At 59.2% G+C, this 17,803-nt stretch carries 20 protein-coding genes and 1 riboswitch; of the genes, 19 read left to right on the forward strand and 1 reads right to left on the reverse strand.

Annotated elements, in window-relative coordinates; all coding sequences use genetic code 11:
• The first annotated feature begins 40 nt into the window (after positions 1-40).
• Entirely contained in the window at positions 41-1,291 is a 1,251-nt protein-coding gene (gene amiC / locus KCR01S_RS12910; RefSeq protein WP_061283136.1) for an N-acetylmuramoyl-L-alanine amidase AmiC, read from the forward strand.
• A gap of 6 nt (positions 1,292-1,297) precedes the next feature.
• Complete coding sequence (cobD, locus tag KCR01S_RS12915) at positions 1,298-2,374, forward strand: threonine-phosphate decarboxylase CobD (RefSeq protein ID WP_061283137.1); 1,077 nt, start codon at positions 1,298-1,300, stop codon at positions 2,372-2,374.
• On the opposite strand, the gene KCR01S_RS12920 is transcribed toward cobD, so the two are convergent.
• Complete coding sequence (locus KCR01S_RS12920; protein WP_061283138.1) at positions 2,359-3,228, reverse strand: GHMP family kinase ATP-binding protein; 870 nt, start codon at positions 3,226-3,228, stop codon at positions 2,359-2,361. The two genes, cobD and KCR01S_RS12920, sit on opposite strands and share 16 nt — an antisense overlap.
• A 132-nt stretch (positions 3,229-3,360) precedes the next feature.
• Positions 3,361-3,550: riboswitch (cobalamin riboswitch) on the forward strand.
• A gap of 94 nt (positions 3,551-3,644) precedes the next feature.
• Between KCR01S_RS12920 and KCR01S_RS12925 the strand changes: the two genes are divergently transcribed.
• From KCR01S_RS12925 to KCR01S_RS13005, 17 genes are read left to right on the forward strand one after another with little or no spacing between them, the layout of a single operon-like run.
• Positions 3,645-5,018, forward strand: a complete 1,374-nt coding sequence (locus KCR01S_RS12925; protein WP_061283139.1) for a cobyrinic acid a,c-diamide synthase CobB — start codon at positions 3,645-3,647, stop codon at positions 5,016-5,018.
• Positions 5,015-5,974: an adenosylcobinamide-phosphate synthase CbiB gene (gene cbiB, locus KCR01S_RS12930; RefSeq protein WP_061283140.1), complete on the forward strand. Its 960-nt coding sequence runs from the start codon at positions 5,015-5,017 to the stop codon at positions 5,972-5,974. Before KCR01S_RS12925 ends, cbiB begins: the two co-directional genes overlap by 4 nt.
• Before the next feature lie 11 nt (positions 5,975-5,985).
• Positions 5,986-6,621, forward strand: coding sequence for a cobalt-precorrin-8 methylmutase (locus tag KCR01S_RS12935; protein WP_061283141.1), 636 nt, complete (start codon positions 5,986-5,988; stop codon positions 6,619-6,621).
• Positions 6,618-7,757, forward strand: coding sequence for a cobalt-precorrin-5B (C(1))-methyltransferase CbiD (gene cbiD, locus KCR01S_RS12940; protein ID WP_061283142.1), 1,140 nt, complete (start codon positions 6,618-6,620; stop codon positions 7,755-7,757). The genes KCR01S_RS12935 and cbiD overlap by 4 nt, the downstream gene beginning before the upstream one ends.
• A complete protein-coding gene (locus KCR01S_RS12945; RefSeq protein WP_061283143.1) occupies positions 7,751-8,356 on the forward strand; it encodes a cobalt-precorrin-7 (C(5))-methyltransferase in 606 nt (201 codons plus the stop codon). The genes cbiD and KCR01S_RS12945 overlap by 7 nt, the downstream gene beginning before the upstream one ends.
• Positions 8,346-8,915, forward strand: a complete 570-nt coding sequence (locus KCR01S_RS12950; protein ID WP_061283144.1) for a decarboxylating cobalt-precorrin-6B (C(15))-methyltransferase — start codon at positions 8,346-8,348, stop codon at positions 8,913-8,915. Before KCR01S_RS12945 ends, KCR01S_RS12950 begins: the two co-directional genes overlap by 11 nt.
• Positions 8,908-9,681 (forward strand): cobalt-precorrin-4 methyltransferase, encoded by a 774-nt coding sequence (locus KCR01S_RS12955; protein WP_061283145.1) that lies wholly within the window; start codon positions 8,908-8,910, stop codon positions 9,679-9,681. Before KCR01S_RS12950 ends, KCR01S_RS12955 begins: the two co-directional genes overlap by 8 nt.
• A complete protein-coding gene (cbiG, locus tag KCR01S_RS12960) occupies positions 9,662-10,717 on the forward strand; it encodes a cobalt-precorrin 5A hydrolase (protein ID WP_061283146.1) in 1,056 nt (351 codons plus the stop codon). The genes KCR01S_RS12955 and cbiG overlap by 20 nt, the downstream gene beginning before the upstream one ends.
• Entirely contained in the window at positions 10,717-11,442 is a 726-nt protein-coding gene (locus KCR01S_RS12965) for a precorrin-3B C(17)-methyltransferase (protein WP_061283147.1), read from the forward strand. The genes cbiG and KCR01S_RS12965 overlap by 1 nt, the downstream gene beginning before the upstream one ends.
• Positions 11,439-12,239, forward strand: coding sequence for a cobalt-precorrin-6A reductase (locus tag KCR01S_RS12970; protein ID WP_061283148.1), 801 nt, complete (start codon positions 11,439-11,441; stop codon positions 12,237-12,239). The genes KCR01S_RS12965 and KCR01S_RS12970 overlap by 4 nt, the downstream gene beginning before the upstream one ends.
• A complete protein-coding gene (gene cbiK / locus KCR01S_RS12975; RefSeq protein ID WP_061283149.1) occupies positions 12,236-13,015 on the forward strand; it encodes a sirohydrochlorin cobaltochelatase in 780 nt (259 codons plus the stop codon). The genes KCR01S_RS12970 and cbiK overlap by 4 nt, the downstream gene beginning before the upstream one ends.
• A complete protein-coding gene (locus tag KCR01S_RS12980; protein WP_061283150.1) occupies positions 13,012-13,725 on the forward strand; it encodes a cobalt-factor II C(20)-methyltransferase in 714 nt (237 codons plus the stop codon). The genes cbiK and KCR01S_RS12980 overlap by 4 nt, the downstream gene beginning before the upstream one ends.
• On the forward strand, positions 13,722-14,459 hold the full coding sequence (cbiM, locus tag KCR01S_RS12985; protein WP_061283151.1) for a cobalt ECF transporter S component CbiM: 738 nt from the start codon (positions 13,722-13,724) through the stop codon (positions 14,457-14,459). Before KCR01S_RS12980 ends, cbiM begins: the two co-directional genes overlap by 4 nt.
• Position 14,460: 1 nt before the next feature.
• A complete protein-coding gene (locus KCR01S_RS12990; RefSeq protein ID WP_061283152.1) occupies positions 14,461-14,742 on the forward strand; it encodes an energy-coupling factor ABC transporter substrate-binding protein in 282 nt (93 codons plus the stop codon).
• Positions 14,729-15,406 (forward strand): energy-coupling factor ABC transporter transmembrane protein, encoded by a 678-nt coding sequence (locus KCR01S_RS12995; protein WP_061283205.1) that lies wholly within the window; start codon positions 14,729-14,731, stop codon positions 15,404-15,406. The genes KCR01S_RS12990 and KCR01S_RS12995 overlap by 14 nt, the downstream gene beginning before the upstream one ends.
• 8 nt (positions 15,407-15,414) lie before the next feature.
• The gene (locus KCR01S_RS13000; RefSeq protein WP_061283153.1) at positions 15,415-16,221 is read left to right on the forward strand and encodes an energy-coupling factor ABC transporter ATP-binding protein; all 807 of its coding nucleotides are present in this window, start codon (positions 15,415-15,417) and stop codon (positions 16,219-16,221) included.
• Positions 16,218-17,735 carry a cobyric acid synthase gene (locus tag KCR01S_RS13005; protein ID WP_061283154.1) on the forward strand — a complete coding sequence of 506 codons (1,518 nt, stop codon included), beginning with the start codon at positions 16,218-16,220 and terminating at the stop codon, positions 17,733-17,735. The genes KCR01S_RS13000 and KCR01S_RS13005 overlap by 4 nt, the downstream gene beginning before the upstream one ends.
• Positions 17,736-17,803 lie beyond the last annotated feature (68 nt).

The following is a 17,803-nucleotide window of genomic DNA, read 5'->3' on the forward strand; positions in this document are numbered from 1 at the left end:
TGCGTAAACCGAAATTATCTTTTTTTGCCTGGGATGGAGCATGTCGGGAAGTCAGTCGTTAAGTCGTCGCCGCCTGTTAAAAGGGGCGGGCGCCATGTGGTTGTTGAGCGTGAGTCAGGTTGGTTTTGCCGCCGTTAGTCAGGTGGTGGCCGTGCGTATCTGGCCGGCGTCCAGCTACACGCGCGTTACGGTGGAATCCAACCGGGTGATTAAGTACCGACAGTTTGCGTTGAGCAATCCCGATCGTTTGGTGGTGGATCTCGAAGGGGTTAACCTGAACTCGGTGCTTAAGGGCATGGGGGCGCAAATTCGCGGCGACGATCCCTACATTAAATCGGCGCGCGTTGGGCAATTTGATCCGCAAACCGTGCGTATGGTGTTTGAGCTCAAGCAGGACGTCAAACCACAGCTGTTTGCGCTGGCCCCGGTCGCCGGTTTTAAAGAGCGTCTGGTGATGGACCTCTACCCCGCCAGCAGCAAAGATGTGCAGGATCCTTTGCTGGCGCTGCTGGAAGAGTACAACAAAGATGGCCTCGAAAAGCAGGTACCTCCGGCTCAAAGCGGCCCGCAGCCGGGCAAAGCCGGGCGCGACCGCCCGATTGTTATCATGCTGGACCCAGGCCACGGCGGAGAAGACTCCGGTGCGGTCGGTCTGTATAAAACGCGGGAGAAGGACGTGGTGCTGCAAATTGCCCGTCGCCTGCGTGCGCTGATTGAGAAAGAAGGCAATATGAAAGCTTACATGACGCGCAACGAAGATATCTTTATTCCGCTGAAAGTGCGGGTGGCGAAAGCGCAAAAGCAGCGCGCCGACCTGTTTGTCTCAATTCACGCCGATGCTTTCACCAGCCGCCAGCCGAGCGGTTCCTCAGTGTTTGCGCTGTCGACCAAAGGCGCTACCAGTACCGCGGCCAAATATCTTGCGCAGACGCAGAACGCCGCCGACTTAGTGGGGGGCGTGAGCAAGAGCGGTGACCGTTACGTTGACCACACCATGTTCGACATGGTGCAGTCGCTGACCATCACCGACAGCCTGAAGTTTGGTAAAGCGGTGCTCAAACGTCTGGGCCAGGTGAATAACCTGCATAAAAACCAGGTGGAACAGGCCGGCTTTGCGGTGCTGAAAGCCCCGGACATTCCTTCGATCCTCGTCGAAACGGCGTTTATCAGTAACGTTGAAGAGGAGCGTAAGCTGAAAACCGCCAAGTTCCAGCAGGAGGTCGCCGAATCGATCCTTGCCGGGATCAAAGCCTATTTTGCCGATGGCGCAACGCTGGCAAGGCGCGGGTAATCAGACGTGTCACGGTTAAAGAGTGCCCACGGCGGCAATATCCGCGAAGCCGCAGCCTTAATGGGCATCAGCGCCGATACGCTGCTGGATTTCAGCGCCAATATTAATCCGTTGGGCATGCCGGAAAGCCTCAAACAGGCGATGATTGAGAATCTCGCCTGCGCCGAGCGTTATCCTGATGTTGAGTATCAGCAACTGCATCAGGCGCTGGCGGCGCATCACGGCGTACCGGCATCGTGGATACTGGCCGGTAACGGCGAAACCGAGTCTATTTTTACCCTCGTGCACGGCCTGAAACCGCGTCGGGCGATGGTCGTGGCGCCGGGTTTTGCCGAATACCGTCGGGCGCTGGAAACGATCGACTGCCAAATAGAAACCTACGCTTTGCGCGAGGAAGACGGCTGGCAGCTCACCGAGCGCATTTTGTCGTCGCTGACGACGGAACTCGACTGCCTGTTTCTGTGCACACCGAACAACCCCACTGGGCTGCTGCCGGAACGCGCGCTGCTGGACGCCATCGCCGCGCGTTGCCGAACGCTTGGTATTGCACTGATTCTCGATGAAGCATTTATCGACTTTATTGCCGATGAACCGGGGTTTATTGCCGATCTTAAGCACAACCCGCACGTCTGGGTGCTACGATCGCTCACGAAGTTCTACGCCATTCCCGGTCTGCGGCTGGGCTATGTGCTCAACGGTGATGAACGTGCGGTCGCGCGTCTGCGCAAGCATCAGATGCCGTGGTCAATCAACGCGTTTGCCGCGCTGGCCGGTGAGCGTGTGCTTAACGACCACGATTATCAGCAGGCAACTCTGCGCTGGCTGGCGCGGGAAGGGCAGCGTTTATATCAGGCGCTGGACGAAATTGACGGCCTGACCGTTTATCCGGGACGGGCGAACTATCTGTTTTTACGCTGTGAGCGTGCGGATATCGAACTGCAATATGCGCTGCTGCAACAGCGGGTGCTTATCCGTAGCTGCGCCAACTACCCAGGTCTTGATGGGCGCTACTTCCGCGTGGCTGTGCGCAGCGAGGCCGAAAACCAGCGGCTGCTGGCGGCGCTGCGTCAAGTGCTCAGTTGAACCCCGCCGGGCACTGCACGGAGTAAGTGCTGTTTCGGCCAGTGGGCGGTCAGTTTTGTCTGCGAGAGCGCCCACTTCAAATATTCCACATCATGATACCGCCGGTCGAGCATCAGCCCGACCACGCTGCCGCTATGCGCCACGTTCACGCCGTAGAGATCGCAGGACTCGACCAGCGCCATCAGCGCATCAAACCCCGGTTTGGGCAGCAGCGCCTGGCTGGCGATCGCGCTGAGGGTCGCCGCCTCGCCAAGCAGGCTGGCATCCTGCTGAATGCAGGCGTTTTGCACCTTATCCCATGCTTGTTGCAAAGCACCGGAATGTGCTTTTAGCGCGGCCTCACGGGGAAGACGGTGATAATCCGCGGTGCGCAATATCACCGGACTTTCCAGCACCAGCAGGTCAAAATTCGGCGCGGGCGCGCAGGCAATTTGCGTACCGGCGTGATGGTGATCGAACAGCGTCAACTGACGAAACAGCGTGCTGTCGGTGGGCTCCAGCGCCACGCACAGTGCGGCAAGCGCGGTCTCATCAAGCGAATGACCGAGGTGGTGAGCGGCGGCCACGGCGGTAGCGGCAATATCGGCGGTGCTGCTGGCCATCCCTTTGGCAATTGGCAGCGTAGAGTGCACTTCAATGCGCAGCGTCGCGCTTATCGCCCGCGAATAGCCGAAGTGGATGAGCAGTGCTTCCACCATCGCTCGGGTGAGCGGGCGTTCGTTTGGCAGCGGCGCGCCGTCGCGCACTTCAACCGTGCTGTACCAGTCTATCGGACAGGAAATGAGCTTTTCACTGCCCAGTATCCAGCCCTGAATGAGTTCCCCGCAGGAGCCGGGACAGCGTGCCACGCTCATGATTATCCTTGTCTTACCGTACGAAATATAACTACCGTAAATAAATATACCGGTATTGTCATAGCGCAACGAAATCATTCGTCCACGGCGCTAGAGTAAAGTGCTCTTATTTTATGCGGGCGCTGCGCCGGCATAAATCTGCAACCAACAGGTTTGGCATATTATGTGCCAGGGAAGGAGGTGAATACACTCGTGTATTAATCCTCCGCAGCCCCCGCTGCTGTGATGCTGACGACCCCGTAAACACCACTGATCGCCAGATCGGGAAGGACGGGTGAGGATGACGCTAAGCCAGAAGACCTGCCTGTTGGCCATTAACAACAACTTCGGTGGGAAGTGGGTTGCTTTGCGTTGCACGGCCATGCGGCCGGGCATGCGTGCGGCTATACCTCATCCACCCTTGAAAGGGTCAGGGTATGGCAGCCAGACAGCACGCATTTGTTCTCGCAGGCACCGGCAGCGGCTGTGGTAAAACCACGGTGACGCTTGGTCTGCTTAAACTGCTTCAGCAGCGCGGGTTGCGGGTTCAGCCGTACAAGGTTGGCCCTGACTATCTCGATACCGGCTGGCATACCGCCCTATGCGGCGTCCCCTCACGTAACCTCGACGGCTTTATGCTGCCTCCCGCCATTCTCAATGCGCAGTTCTGCGAACATATGCAGCAGGCTGATATCGCCGTTATTGAAGGGGTGATGGGCCTGTACGACGGCTACGGTATCGACCCAAACTATTGCAGCAGCGCGGCGATGGCAAAACAGTTGGGTTGCCCGGTGATTTTGTTGGTGGATGGTAAAGCCGTTTCTACCTCGATTGCCGCCACGGTGATGGGATTTCAGCATTTTGATCCGAGCCTCAATATTGCCGGGGTTATCGTCAACCGCGTCAACAGCGACAGTCATTTCCAACTGCTGAAAAGCGCCATTGAGCGCTACTGTAACCTGCCGGTGCTGGGTTATGTTCCGCGCGTCGAAGGGGTATCGTTACCTGAGCGCCACCTTGGGCTGGTCACCGCCCGCGAATCGACGCTGGATAGCCAGCCGTGGCTGGATTTTGCCGCCGGTCTTGAACGTACGCTCGATATCGACAGGCTGTTGGCACTGAGCGAACTGGCACAACTCCCGGCAGGAGAATGGCCCGCCGACCCGCTTTACGGCGATGGGCTTACGCTGGCGCTGGCTGATGATGAAGCCTTCAATTTCTACTACCCGGACAATTTAGCGCTGCTGGAACGGGCCGGAGTCACGATTGTTCGTTTTAGCCCATTGCACGACCGCGTGCTGCCGGATTGTCAGATGCTGTGGCTGGGCGGCGGCTACCCGGAGCTGCACGCCCGCGCGCTGGCGGCTAATACGCCGATGCTGGAACACCTGCGCGCTGCGCACCAGCGTGGTGTGGCAATTTACGCGGAATGCGGTGGGTTGATGTACCTCGGCAGCACGCTTGAGGACGCTCAGGGCGAAATCCACGCAATGGCCGATATTCTTCCCGGCGCGAGCAAAATGGGCAAGCGGCTGACCCGTTTTGGCTACTGCGAAGCGCAGGCTGAACGCCAGACCCTGCTGGCCGCGCCCGGTGAAGTCTTGCGCGGGCATGAATTCCACTACTCCGATTTTACCGCACAGCTTTCACCTGTGATGGCCTGCCGCAAAACCCGCGATGGTGCGGTTCTCCAGCAGTGGCAAGGCGGTTGGCAGAAAGGCAATACCTTCGCCAGCTACTTGCATCTGCATTTTTCCCAGCGCCCGGCCATGCTCAACCACTGGTTTGCTGCCGCAAGGAGCGCGCAATGACGCTGCTCGCCTGGTGTTTGGCATGGCTGATTGATTTTGTCATCGGCGACCCGCCGCGCTGGCCACATCCGGTGCGCTGGATAGGTCATTTGATTAACGTTGTACAGCGCGCAGTACGACGACTGTGTCACAGCGATCGCGCGCTGCGTATCGGCGGTGGCGTGATGTGGTTGTTGGTGGTGGGGCTGACCTATGGCGTGGCTTGGGGCGTCCTGAGACTCGCGGCATGGGTGCATCCGTGGCTGGGGTGGGGCGTTGAGGTGTGGATGATTTTCACGGTGCTCGCCGGCCGATGCCTTGCGCGCTCTGCCGAAGATGTCGCGCGTCCGCTGCGGGACAATAATCTGACCGAAAGCCGCATCAAGCTGTCGTGGATTGTGGGCCGTGATACCTCAGCGCTGCAGCCGGAGCAGATCAACCGCGCAGTGGTGGAAACGGTGGCGGAAAACACCGTCGACGGCATTATCGCGCCGCTGTTCTTCCTGCTGCTCGGCGGCGCACCGCTGGCGATGGCCTACAAAGCGGTGAATACCCTCGATTCCATGGTCGGCTACAAGCACGAAAAGTACCGCGCCATCGGCATGGTCAGCGCCCGTCTGGACGATGCCGCCAACTTTATTCCCGCCCGCCTGAGCTGGCTGCTGATAAGCGTCGCCGCCTGGCTTTGTCGCCTCGATGCCGCGCGTGCGCTGCGGATCGGCTGGCGTGACCGCTATAACCACAGCAGCCCTAACTGCGCCTGGTCAGAGGCGGCGGTAGCCGGTGCGTTGGGCATCCGCCTGGGCGGCCCAAACGACTATTTTGGCCAACGCGTGGAGAAGCCGTGGATTGGCGATGCCCGACGCGATATCGCCATTGATGATATTTCCCGAACGATTCGACTGATGTGGGTGGCGTCAACGCTGGCCCTGCTGCTGTTTATGGCGGTCAGGTTCTGGCTGATTGGCGCGGCCTAAGGAGAGCAGTAATGAACTATATCCAGCAACCGCAGGCGATTGAGCGCAAAAGCTTTGAAATTATCAGCGAGATTATTGCGGAAACTCGGCCGGAGTACCGCTTCGACAGCCCCCTGCACGAGGCCATTATCAAACGGGTGATCCACACCACCGCCGACTTTGAATGGCTGGATATTTTGTGGTTCGCTCCGAATGCCTTAACCCGTCTGAGCGAATCGCTAAGCCGCCCGTGCACGCTGTATACCGATACCACCATGGCGCTCTCGGGGATCAACAAAAATTTGCTGGCGACCTTTGGCGGAGAATGTCGCTGCTATATCAGCGATCCGCGCGTGGTGCGCGAGGCCAAAGCCCAGGGGATCACCCGTTCGATGGCGGCGGTGGATATTGCCGCCAAAGAAGACGGCGACAAGGTGTTTGTCTTCGGTAATGCACCGACGGCGCTGTTCCGCCTGCTGGAGCACAAAGAGCTGGAGGTCGGCGGTGTGATTGGCGTACCGGTCGGTTTTGTTGGTGCGGCAGAGTCGAAAGAGGCGCTGAGCCAAAGCGGCCTGCCGGGCATTGCCGCTCTGGGGCGTAAAGGCGGCAGCAACGTCGCGGCGGCCATCGTCAACGCTATTCTCTATCACCTGCAGGCCGGCCAATGAGCGAACCCTCCTTCGATGCCCCGGTGTGGCATAACGGCAAAGCGCTGCGTAAAGGCTATACCACCGGCTCCTGCGCCACCGCTGCGGCCAAAGTTGCCGCACTGATGGTGATGCGACAGCACCTGATTCATCAGGTATCAATCGTCACCCCTTCCGGCGTGACGCTGAACCTGAACGTCGAATCGCCGCACGTTGAGGGCCAGCAGGGGATCGCCGCAATTCGTAAAGACGGCGGTGACGATATTGACGCGACCCACGGGATGCTGATTTTCGCCCGCGTCACCTTAACCGACAGCGGTGAGATTACGCTGCGCGGCGGCGAGGGGGTGGGCACCGTCACCCGCAAAGGCATCGGCTTGCCGATTGGCAGCGCGGCGATAAACCGCACTCCGCGCCATACCATCGAAACCGCGGTTCGCGAGGCCATTGGCCCGGCGCGCGGCGCGGAGGTGGAAATCTTTGCCCCGGAAGGCGAAGAGCGGGCGCAGAAAACCTATAACTCGCGGCTCGGTATTGTTGGCGGCATTTCGATAATCGGCACCACCGGTATCGTCACACCGATGTCGGAAGAGAGCTGGAAACGCTCGCTGGCGTTGGAGCTGGAGATGAAACGCGCGGCGGGGCTGGAGCGCGTAGTGCTGGTTCCTGGTAACCACGGTGAACGCTTTGTGCGCGAACAGATGGGCATCGACTCCCAGGTGGTGGTCACCATGAGTAATTTCGTGGGCTACATGATTGAAGAGGCCGTGCGCCTTGGTTTCCGCCAGATTGTGCTGATTGGGCATCCAGGCAAGCTGATTAAAATCGCCGCCGGGATCTTTCATACCCATAGCCATATCGCCGATGCGCGTATGGAAACGCTGGTCGCCCATTTGGCGCTGCTTGGCGCACCGCTGGAATTGTTAAGGCTAGTCAGCGACTGCGACACCACCGAAGCGGCGATGGAACACATCGACGCGTTTGGCTTCCAGCGTATTTACAACCACCTCGCCGAACGTATCTGCCAGCGCGTGATGCAGCGCCTGCGCTTCACCAAAACGCCGCCGATCTGCGACGCCATCATGTTCTCGTTTGAGAACCAGATCCTCGGCAGTAACCGCCCGGTGAGTGAGATTGTGGAGGCGATGCAATGCTGACCGTGGTGGGGATGGGCCCGGCGGGCGTACAGCTGATGACGCCGCTGGCCAAAGAAGCGGTACAACGCGCCGATGCGCTGGTGGGTGGCGCGCGACATCTGGCGCAGTTTGCGGAGTTTACCGGCGAACGCTGTGCGCTGGGCGCCAACATTGCCGAAGTGCTGGCGTGGATTGGCGAGCGTCAGGGGCAAAACGTGGTGGTGCTGGCGTCCGGCGACCCGCTATTTTACGGCATCGGCACGCGGCTTATCGCCCATTTTGGCCGTGACAACGTGCAGGTGATCCCCGGCGTCAGCGCCGTGCAATATCTGTGCGCGCGTGCAGGGATCGACATGAACGACATGTGGCTGACCAGCAGCCACGGGCGTGAAGTTGATTTTGACGTCCTCGCCGCGCATCGCAAAGTGGCGATGGTCACTGACAAACGCTGCGGGCCGAAAGCCATCGCTGCCGCACTGATCGCGCGCGGTAAGGGGCATCGCTGGATGGTGATTGGCGAGAATCTGGCGCAGGACGACGAACGCATCCACTGGCTGCCGGTCAGCGCGGTGGAGCAGGACTATGAGATGAACACGGTGGTGATCCTCGATGAAAGATGATCTGTTTTTGCGCGGCGAAAAGGTGCCGATGACCAAAGAGGCCGTGCGGGCGCTGGCGCTGTCGAAGCTGGAACTGCACCAGGCGCGCCACCTGATTGATATCGGTGCCGGAACCGGCAGCGTCTCGATTGAGGCGGCGCTGCAAAACCCGACGCTTAGGGTGACCGCCATTGAGCGTAATCCGGCGGCGCTGCGGCTGTTGGCAGAAAACTGCCGGCATTTTGCCTGCGATAACGTGCGTATCGTCGAAGGCGTGGCCCCGCTGGCCGTTGAAGAGGCCGCTGACGCGGTATTTATGGGCGGCAGCGGCGGCCATCTGTGTGAACTGATTGACTGGTCTTTGCGCCAGTTGCGTCCCGGTGGGCGGCTGGTGATGACCTTTATCCTGCAGGAAAACCTTTATTGTGCCCTCGACCATTTGCGTCAGTCGGGCATGACCTCCGTGGACTGCCAGCAGCTCAACGTCTCGGCGCTGACTGCGCTTGGCAGCGGCCACTATTTCAAACCGCATAACCCCGTTTTTGTTATTGCCTGTCAGAAGGAAGAAAACCATGGCTGAAGCCTTTGACTCTCGCTGCGTCTGGTTTGTTGGCGCCGGGCCCGGTGACCGTGACCTGATTACCCTCAAGGGCTATCGCCTGTTGCAACAGGCGCAGGTGGTGATTTACGCCGGGTCGTTAATCAATACCGAACTGCTGGAATATTGCCCGGCGGAGGCGGAATGCCACGATAGCGCCGAGCTGCATCTGGAGCAGATCCTCACGCTGATGGAAGAGGGGGTGAAGGCGGGGAAAACGGTGGTGCGCCTGCAAACGGGTGATGTTTCGCTGTACGGTTCGGTACGCGAGCAGGGGGAAGAGCTGACCCGTCGCGGTATTCCCTATCAGGTGGTTCCGGGCGTCAGCGCATTTCTGGGCGCGGCGGCGGAACTGGGCGTGGAGTACACCGTTCCGGAAGTGTCGCAAAGTCTCATTATTACCCGTCTGGAAGGACGTACGCCGGTGCCGGAGCGCGAACAGCTGGAGTCTTTTGCCCAGCACCAAACCTCAATGGCGATTTACCTGTCGGTACAGCGTATCCATAAAGTCGCGGAGCGACTGATTGACGGCGGCTATCCCGCCACGACGCCGGTGGCGGTGGTGTATAAGGCCACCTGGCCGGAAAGCCAGACGGTTCGCGGCACGCTGGCGGACATCGCCGACAAAGTGCGCGACGCCGGTATTCGCAAAACGGCGCTGATTCTGGTCGGCAATTTCCTGGGCGATGAATACCACTACTCGCGACTGTACGCGGCGGACTTCAGTCATGAATACCGTAAAGCCTGACGACATTGCGCTGTTTTGCCTGACGCCCGGTGGCGTGGTGCTGGCCAAACGATTAAGCGCCGCGCTGCCAATGACCTGCATGACCCGCGATGCGCTGGTCGAGGAGGGTTTTGTGCCGTTTGACGGTAGCTTTGCCCACAGCGTGCAACAGGCGTTTACGCGTCACTCAGCGCTTATTTTCATCGGTGCGACCGGGATTGCCGTTCGGGTATTGGCACCGCTTCTGGTGGATAAATTCCACGACCCGGCGGTGGTGGTGATCGACGAGCGCGGCCAGCACGTTATTAGCCTGCTCTCCGGCCATATAGGTGGCGCTAACGCGCTGGCAGCCCATTTGGCGGGCCTTCTCGGCGTTGATCCGGTGATCACGACCGCCACCGACGTTAACGAGGTGGCGGCGCTGGATACCCTTGCCTGTCAGCTTAACGCGCGAATGCGCGATTTCCGCACGGCGGTGAAAACCGTCAACCAGATGCTGGTCAGCCAGAAGCGGGTCGGGTTGTGGTGGGACGAGTCGTTGACCGTTGAGGTGAGCCGCTGCGACCGTCGCGGGTTTATTACCGTCACCGACCTGCAGCAACTGCCCGAACTGGATGCGCTGGTCTGTATCAGCTTGCGCGACACGCTGCCCGAACTGCCGCTTCCTCACTGGAAGCTGGTACCGCGGCGCATTGTCGCCGGTATCGGCTGTCGACGCGGCACCTGCTGCGGGGTGATCACTGATTTGCTGCTGCGCCAGATGGCGTCTCAGCGGCTGGATCCGTTAGCCCTGAAAGCCATCGGCAGCATCGTGGTAAAGCAGGATGAGCTGGGGCTTATCCAACTGGCGAGCGACTTCGACGTGCCGTTTGAAATTTTTAGCGTGGCTGAGCTTGGCGAGCACGAACACCGCTTTCCCTCCTCACTGTTTGTGAAGCAGACGGTGGGCGTGGGTAGCGTATCTGGCCCGGCGGCGTGGCTGCTGAGCAACGGGCATCTTATTGGTGAAAACCTGCGAGAACAGGGCGTCACTATCACTTTGGGAGTTACACACTGATGTTAAGCGTAATTGGAATCGGCCCTGGCTCGCAGGCAATGATGACCATGGAGGCCGTTGAGGCCCTCCAGGCGGCGGAAATCGTCGTCGGCTACAAAACGTATACCCATCTGGTGAAGGCCTTTACCGGCGATAAGCAGGTCATCAAAACCGGGATGTGCAAAGAGATCGAGCGCTGCCAGGCGGCAATTGAGCTGGCGCAGGCGGGGCACAACGTCGCGCTTATCAGCAGCGGCGACGCCGGCATTTACGGCATGGCGGGGCTGGTGCTGGAGCTGGTGAGCAAGCAAAAACTGGACGTCGAAGTGCGCCTGATCCCCGGCATGACCGCGAGTATTGCCGCAGCGTCACTTCTGGGCGCGCCGCTGATGCACGACTTTTGTCATATCAGCCTCAGCGATCTGCTGACGCCGTGGCCGGTGATTGAAAAACGCATTATCGCCGCCGGAGAAGCGGATTTCGTTATTTGTTTCTACAACCCGCGCAGCCGCGGCCGCGAAGGGCATCTGGCGCGCGCCTTTGAACTACTCGCCGCCAGCAAAAGTGCAGATACGCCGGTGGGTGTCGTGAAATCCGCCGGTAGGAAGAAACAGGAAAAATGGTTGACCACGCTGGGCGAGATGGATTTTGCGCCGGTGGATATGACAAGCCTGGTGATTGTCGGCAACAAAACCACCTACGTGCAGGATGGCTTGATGATCACCCCACGAGGCTACGTGCTGTGAATTACGGTGACGTTCTGGTGGTGGGGGGGACCAGCGATGCGCGGGCGATCTGTCAGCAACTGGATGCCGCAGGCGTGCCGTACACCGTGTCGGTGGCAACGCCCACCGGTGCTGCGCTTGCCGGCGATATCGCAGGCCAGGTGCGCTGCGGGCGGTTGGAACTGGCGGAAATGGTCGCCTGGCTGCGCGAGCAGCATACCCGCTGGGTGATTGATGCTTCACACCCGTACGCCGAAGTGGTGAGCCGGAACGTGCAGGCGGCCTGCGAGCAGACCGGCGTGTTACTCAGCCGCTATCAGCGCCCGGACCAGATCGACTCCCTGACGCATCCGCTGCTGCACTACGTTGACAGCATCGCCGATGCCTGCGCGTTAATTCACGGGATGGGCGATCGCGTCCTGCTGACCACCGGCAGTAAAGACCTGGCGCTGTGGCGCGCAGGGCTGCCGGAAAAAACGCTGCTGGCCCGCGTGCTGCCGGTACCGGAAGTGGTGCAACAGTGCGCGGATTTAGGTTTTGGCGTCGCTGAAATCTTTGCGATTTGCGCGCCGTTTAGCGCCGAGTTTAACGCGGCGTTTTACCGCCACTGCCGCGCCGATGTGATGGTCACCAAGGCTTCCGGTGCGGAGGGCGGTTATCGGGAAAAGGTTCAGCCTTGCCTCGATGCTGGCATTCCCTGCGTGGTGATCACTCGTCCGGCACCGCTGGTGACCGGCGACGAACGACTGGATAGTTTGACTGCGTTTGCTGAGCGTTTGGCGCGCTGGCAGGCCATAGAATCAAGGAAACAACAATGAAAAAAGCACTGTTAGTGGTGAGCTTCGGCACCAGCTATCACGATACCTGTGAAAAAAATATCGTCGCCTGCGAACGTGAGCTGGCGACAAGCTGCCCCGACCGTGACCTGTTTCGCGCCTTCACGTCCGGCATGATTATTCGCAAGCTTAAACAGCGTGACGGCATTGAAACCGACACGCCACTGGAGGCACTGCAGAAGCTAGCTGAGCAGGGCTACGAAGACGTCGCGGTACAGTCGCTGCACATTATCAACGGTGATGAGTACGAGAAGATTGCGCGCGAAGTGCAGAGCCTACGACCGCTGTTTCGTCGTCTGACGATCGGCACGCCGCTGCTGAGCGGCCATGACGACTATGTGCGTTTGATGCAGGCGCTGGAGCAGCAGATGCCGGCGCTGAATGCCGACGAAAAGGTGGTGTTTATGGGGCATGGCGCGAGCCACCATGCGTTTGCCGCCTACGCCTGTCTTGACCATATGATGAGCGTCCAGCGCTTCCCGGCGCGGGTGGGAGCGGTCGAGAGTTATCCGGAGGTCGACGTGCTGATTGAAAGCCTGAATCAGGAAGGCGTGCGCAGTGTGCATCTGATGCCACTGATGCTGGTGGCGGGGGACCATGCGATTAACGATATGGCCTCCGATGACGAGGACTCATGGAAAACGCTGTTTACCGCCGCCGGTATCCGCGCCACGCCGTGGCTTCAAGGGCTGGGTGAGAATCCGGCGGTGCGGGCAATGTTTGTTGATCATCTGCAACAATCGCTGGAGGTGGCATGAGCGGAAAACTGTATGCGCTGAGCACCGGTCCTGGTGCTGCGGATCTGATTACCGTGCGCGCGGCGCGCATTCTGGGTTCGCTCGATATTCTTTATGCTCCTGCAGGGCGTAAAGGTGGCGACAGTCTTGCGCTCTCTATCGTGCGTGAGTATTTAGGCGAGCACACCGAAGTCCGCTGCTGCCACTTCCCGATGAGCGCCGACAGCGCGGAAAAAGAGGCGGTGTGGGATGACGTTTCCCGCGCGCTGGTGCACGAAGTAGAAGCCGGCAAGCAGGTAGGATTTATCACCCTCGGCGATGCCATGCTCTTCAGCACCTGGGTCTTTTTACTGCAACGTATTGGCCATCCACAGTGGCTGGAGATTGTGCCCGGCGTGACTTCGTTCGCGGCGATTGCCGCCCGCGCGCAAATGCCGCTGGCCATGGAGCAGCAGTCGCTGGCCGTCGTCGCCTGTACCGCACCGGAGGCAGAAATTGAACGCGCGCTGGCGCAGCACGACAGTCTGGTGCTGATGAAGGTTTACGGGCGTTTCCCGCGCATCAAAGCGCTGCTGACCCGCGCAGGCTTGCTGGAACATGCCGTGTTGATGGCCGAGGCGACGCTGCCCGGTGAACAGTGCTGGCGGAATCTGGCGGAGGTGAGCGACGACCAGCCGCTGCCTTATTTCTCAACCATTCTGGTGAATAAACAGTGGAGGCAAGGACAGTGAATGTAGAACAACAGCTTAAAAAGCTTTCGTTGAGCGGCGCGGCGGCGGCGCTGCTTCTGCTGGTGGTGCCGGAGCAGGCCTTTGCGATGCACATTATGGAGGGCTTTTTGCCACCAATGTGGGCGCTGGCGTGGTGGCTGCTGTTCCTGCCGTGCTTGTGGTACGGGCTGGTGCGTTTGCGGCGTATTGTGCAGGACGACAGCAACCAGAAGGTGCTACTGGCGCTGTGCGGGGCGTTTATTTTTGTCCTTTCCGCGCTGAAGATCCCCTCTGTTACTGGAAGCTGTTCGCATCCGACGGGCGTAGGGCTGGCAGTGATTCTGTTTGGACCGGGCGTGGTGGCGATCCTCGGAGCCATCGTACTGTTATTCCAGGCGCTGCTGCTGGCGCACGGCGGATTAACGACGCTAGGCGCTAACGGTATGTCGATGGCAGTTATTGGGCCTATCGTCGGCTATTTGGTGTGGAAAATGGCCTGTAAGGCCGGATTTCGTCGCGATGTGTCGGTATTCCTCTGCGCCATGCTGGCGGATCTGGCCACCTATTTTGTCACTTCGCTTCAGCTGGGGGCCGCGTTCCCGGATCCGCAAAGCGGGTTTGCCGGATCGAGCCTCAAATTTATGGGCATCTTTTGCCTGACGCAGATCCCCATCGCCATCGCCGAAGGGTTGCTGACGGTAATGATCTATGACCAGTTGACCAAGCGTCAGTTGATCCCCGCACGAGGACATTAAGATGAAAAAGACACTGATCCTGCTGGCAATGGTGATAGCGCTGGTTATCCTGCCGTTCTTTATCAATCACGGCGGTGAATACGGCGGTTCCGACGGCGAAGCGGAAAGTCAGATTCAGGCGGTAGCGCCGCACTATGAACCGTGGTTCCAGCCGTTGTATGAACCGGCAAGCGGGGAGATTGAAAGCCTGCTGTTTACGCTGCAAGGATCGCTGGGCGCGGCGGTGATTTTCTACATTCTGGGCTACTACAAAGGCCGTCAGCGTAATGATGACCGGGCTTGATCGACTCAGCTACCAGAGCCGTTGGTTTCATATTGCACCGGAGCGGAAATTTCTGTTCTGGCTGCTGCTGATGATTCTGGCATTCAGCCTGCCGCCGCTGGGGCAGGCTCTGCTGATGGCGGGAACGGCGGCGCTGACCTGCTGGCTGCTGCGTATCTCTTTGTGGCGCTGGTGTCGCTGGATGGCGCTGCCGCTGGGTTTTCTGCTGGTGGGCGTGCTGACCATCGTGTTTAGCGTCAGCCGGGATGCGCAGACGCTGCTGGCGAGCGTGTCGCTCGGCGGATTTCACCTGGGCATCACTCAGGTTGGGCTGACTACCGCCAATGAGACCTTCTGGCGCAGCCTGGCGGCGCTGTCGGCCACCTTTTGGCTGGTGCTGAATCTGCCGTTTCCACAGCTTATTGTGTTACTCAAACGAGCGCGCGTGCCGCGTCTGTTGACCGAGCAAATCCTGCTGACCTGGCGGTTTATCTTTATTTTGCTTGATGAGGCGACGGCCATTCATCGGGCGCAAACGCTGCGTTTTGGTTACCGCAATGTCCATCTTGGCTATCGTTCGCTGTCGATGCTGGTTGGGCTGCTGTTTACCCGCGTGCTTATTCGTTATCAGCAGATGAGCACTTCGCTTGATATCAAACTGTATCAGGGTGATTTTCACCTGTAAGGAATACCATGCTGGCGACCCGCGATCTCTGGTTTCGTTACCAGGATGAACCGACGCTTAAAGGGCTGACGCTGGATTTCTCCCGCCAGGCCGTCACCGGTCTGGTGGGAGCAAATGGCTGCGGAAAATCGACGCTGTTTATGAACCTCAGCGGCCTGCTGCGCCCGCAGCAGGGGGCAGTGCTGTGGCAGGGGAAACCGCTGGACTACAGCAAACGCGGGCTGTTGGCGCTGCGTCAGCAGGTGACCACGGTGTTTCAGGATCCGGATCAGCAAATTTTTTACACCGATATTGATAGCGATATCGCCTTCAGCCTGCGCAATCTGGGCGTGGCCGAGGATGAGATCGCGCGGCGTATTGACGATGCTTTAACGCTGGTCGATGCCCAGCATTTTCGTCGGCAGCCGATTCAGTGCCTGAGCCACGGGCAGAAAAAACGCGTGGCGATTGCCGGGGCGCTGGTGCTGCGGGCGCGCTATTTGCTGCTGGATGAACCGACGGCCGGGTTGGATCCTTCAGGGCGGACGCAGATGATTGACATCATCAAGCGTATCGTCGCGCAGGGCAATCATGTGGTAATTTCCAGCCACGATATTGATTTGATTTATGAAGTCAGCGACACGGTCTACGTGCTGCGCCGGGGCGAAGTGCTGGCGGAGGGGACGCCGGGCGAGGTGTTTGCCCAACGCGAGCTGATTGAACAGGCGGGATTGAGCCAGCCGTGGCTGGTTAAGCTGCATGCGGAGCTTGGACTGCCGCTGTGTAAAACCGAGGCGGAGTTTTTCCGCCGTATGCGTGAGAAAGGAACCGTATGACCCAGGCCATAATGTTGCAAGGCACCGCATCCGACGTCGGCAAAAGTATGCTGGTGGCGGGGCTGTGCCGGATTTTTTATCAGGATGGCCTGCGCACCGCGCCGTTTAAATCGCAGAATATGGCGCTTAATTCCGGGATCACCCCGGATGGCAAAGAGATGGGGCGGGCGCAAATCTTTCAGGCCGAAGCCGCCGGGATTTCGCCGGATGTGCGCATGAACCCGATTTTGCTCAAGCCGACCAGCGACCGTAAAGCGCAGATTGTGTTGATGGGCGAGGTGGCTACCAACATGGATGCCGTCAGCTATCACGACTACAAGCCGCGTTTGCGCGAGCAGATCCTGGAGGTCTACCAAAGCCTGGCGCAGGAGTACGACGTGCTGGTACTGGAAGGGGCTGGCAGCCCGGCGGAAATCAACCTGCGCGACCGCGATATCGTCAATATGGGCATGGCGGAGATGGCGCAGTGCCCGGTTATTCTGGTGGCAGATATCGATCGCGGCGGCGTTTTTGCGTCAATCTACGGCACGCTGGCGCTGCTGCATGACCATGAGCGGGCGCGGGTCAAGGGCGTTGTCATCAATAAGTTTCGCGGCGATGTAGCGCTGCTCTATTCCGGCATTGAACAAATTGAAGCCCTAACCGGCGTGCCGGTTCTGGGGGTAATGCCGTGGCTGGAGGTTGACCTTGAAGATGAGGACGGCGTGGCGCTGCAAAAAGGCAAATATCGTGGAGCAAGCCAACGTAAGATTGATATTGCCGTGGTACAACTGCCGCATATTTCCAATTTCACCGATTTTAATGCTTTAGCCGCGCAGCCGGATGTCCGCGTCCGCTATGTCCGCCACGCCGACGATCTGGCCGGGGCCGATATGATTATCCTGCCGGGCAGCAAAAATACCCTCGGCGACCTGCTGTGGTTGCAGGACACCGCTTTTGCACACGGTATTTTGCTGGCCCAGCGGCAGGGCGTGCCGGTACTGGGGATTTGCGGCGGCTATCAGATGCTGGGGGATATGCTGATTGATGAAGTGGAATCCGGGTTAGGGACGCTACCCGGTTTAGGTTTGCTCAATACCGTGACGCGTTTTGCGCCACATAAAACCACCACCCAGGCGACGGCAACGCTGGCTGATGCACTGCCGGGCTGGCTGGCTGCGGCATCGGGGATGGCGTTACGCGGTTATGAAATTCATATGGGGGAGACAACGCTGCTGGACGGCGTTCGCCCGTTGATGCAGCTTTGTAAGAATGGGCAGTACACCGCAGATGGCGCAGTCAGCGATAATGGACAGGTATTTGGCACCTATCTGCACGGCCTGTTTGATAGTGATGCGTTTACCCGCGCCCTGGTTAACGGCCTGCGCGAACGCAAAGGGCTAACGGCGTTGGACAGTGATTTTCACTACGCGCATTACAAGGCGCAGCAGTTTGATATTTTGGCGGAGTCTATGCGTCAGCATATTGATATTGAAAAGATTTATTCGATTATGCGGGAGTATCAGGAGCCGTAGCGGCGATGACGCGCCATTCTCAGGAGTGGCGCCAGCGGTTTATGACAGGCAAAAAAAAACACCCAAGT

Origin of the sequence: Kluyvera cryocrescens NBRC 102467, from assembly GCF_001571285.1 — a bacterium.
GTDB lineage: Bacteria > Pseudomonadota > Gammaproteobacteria > Enterobacterales > Enterobacteriaceae > Kluyvera > Kluyvera cryocrescens.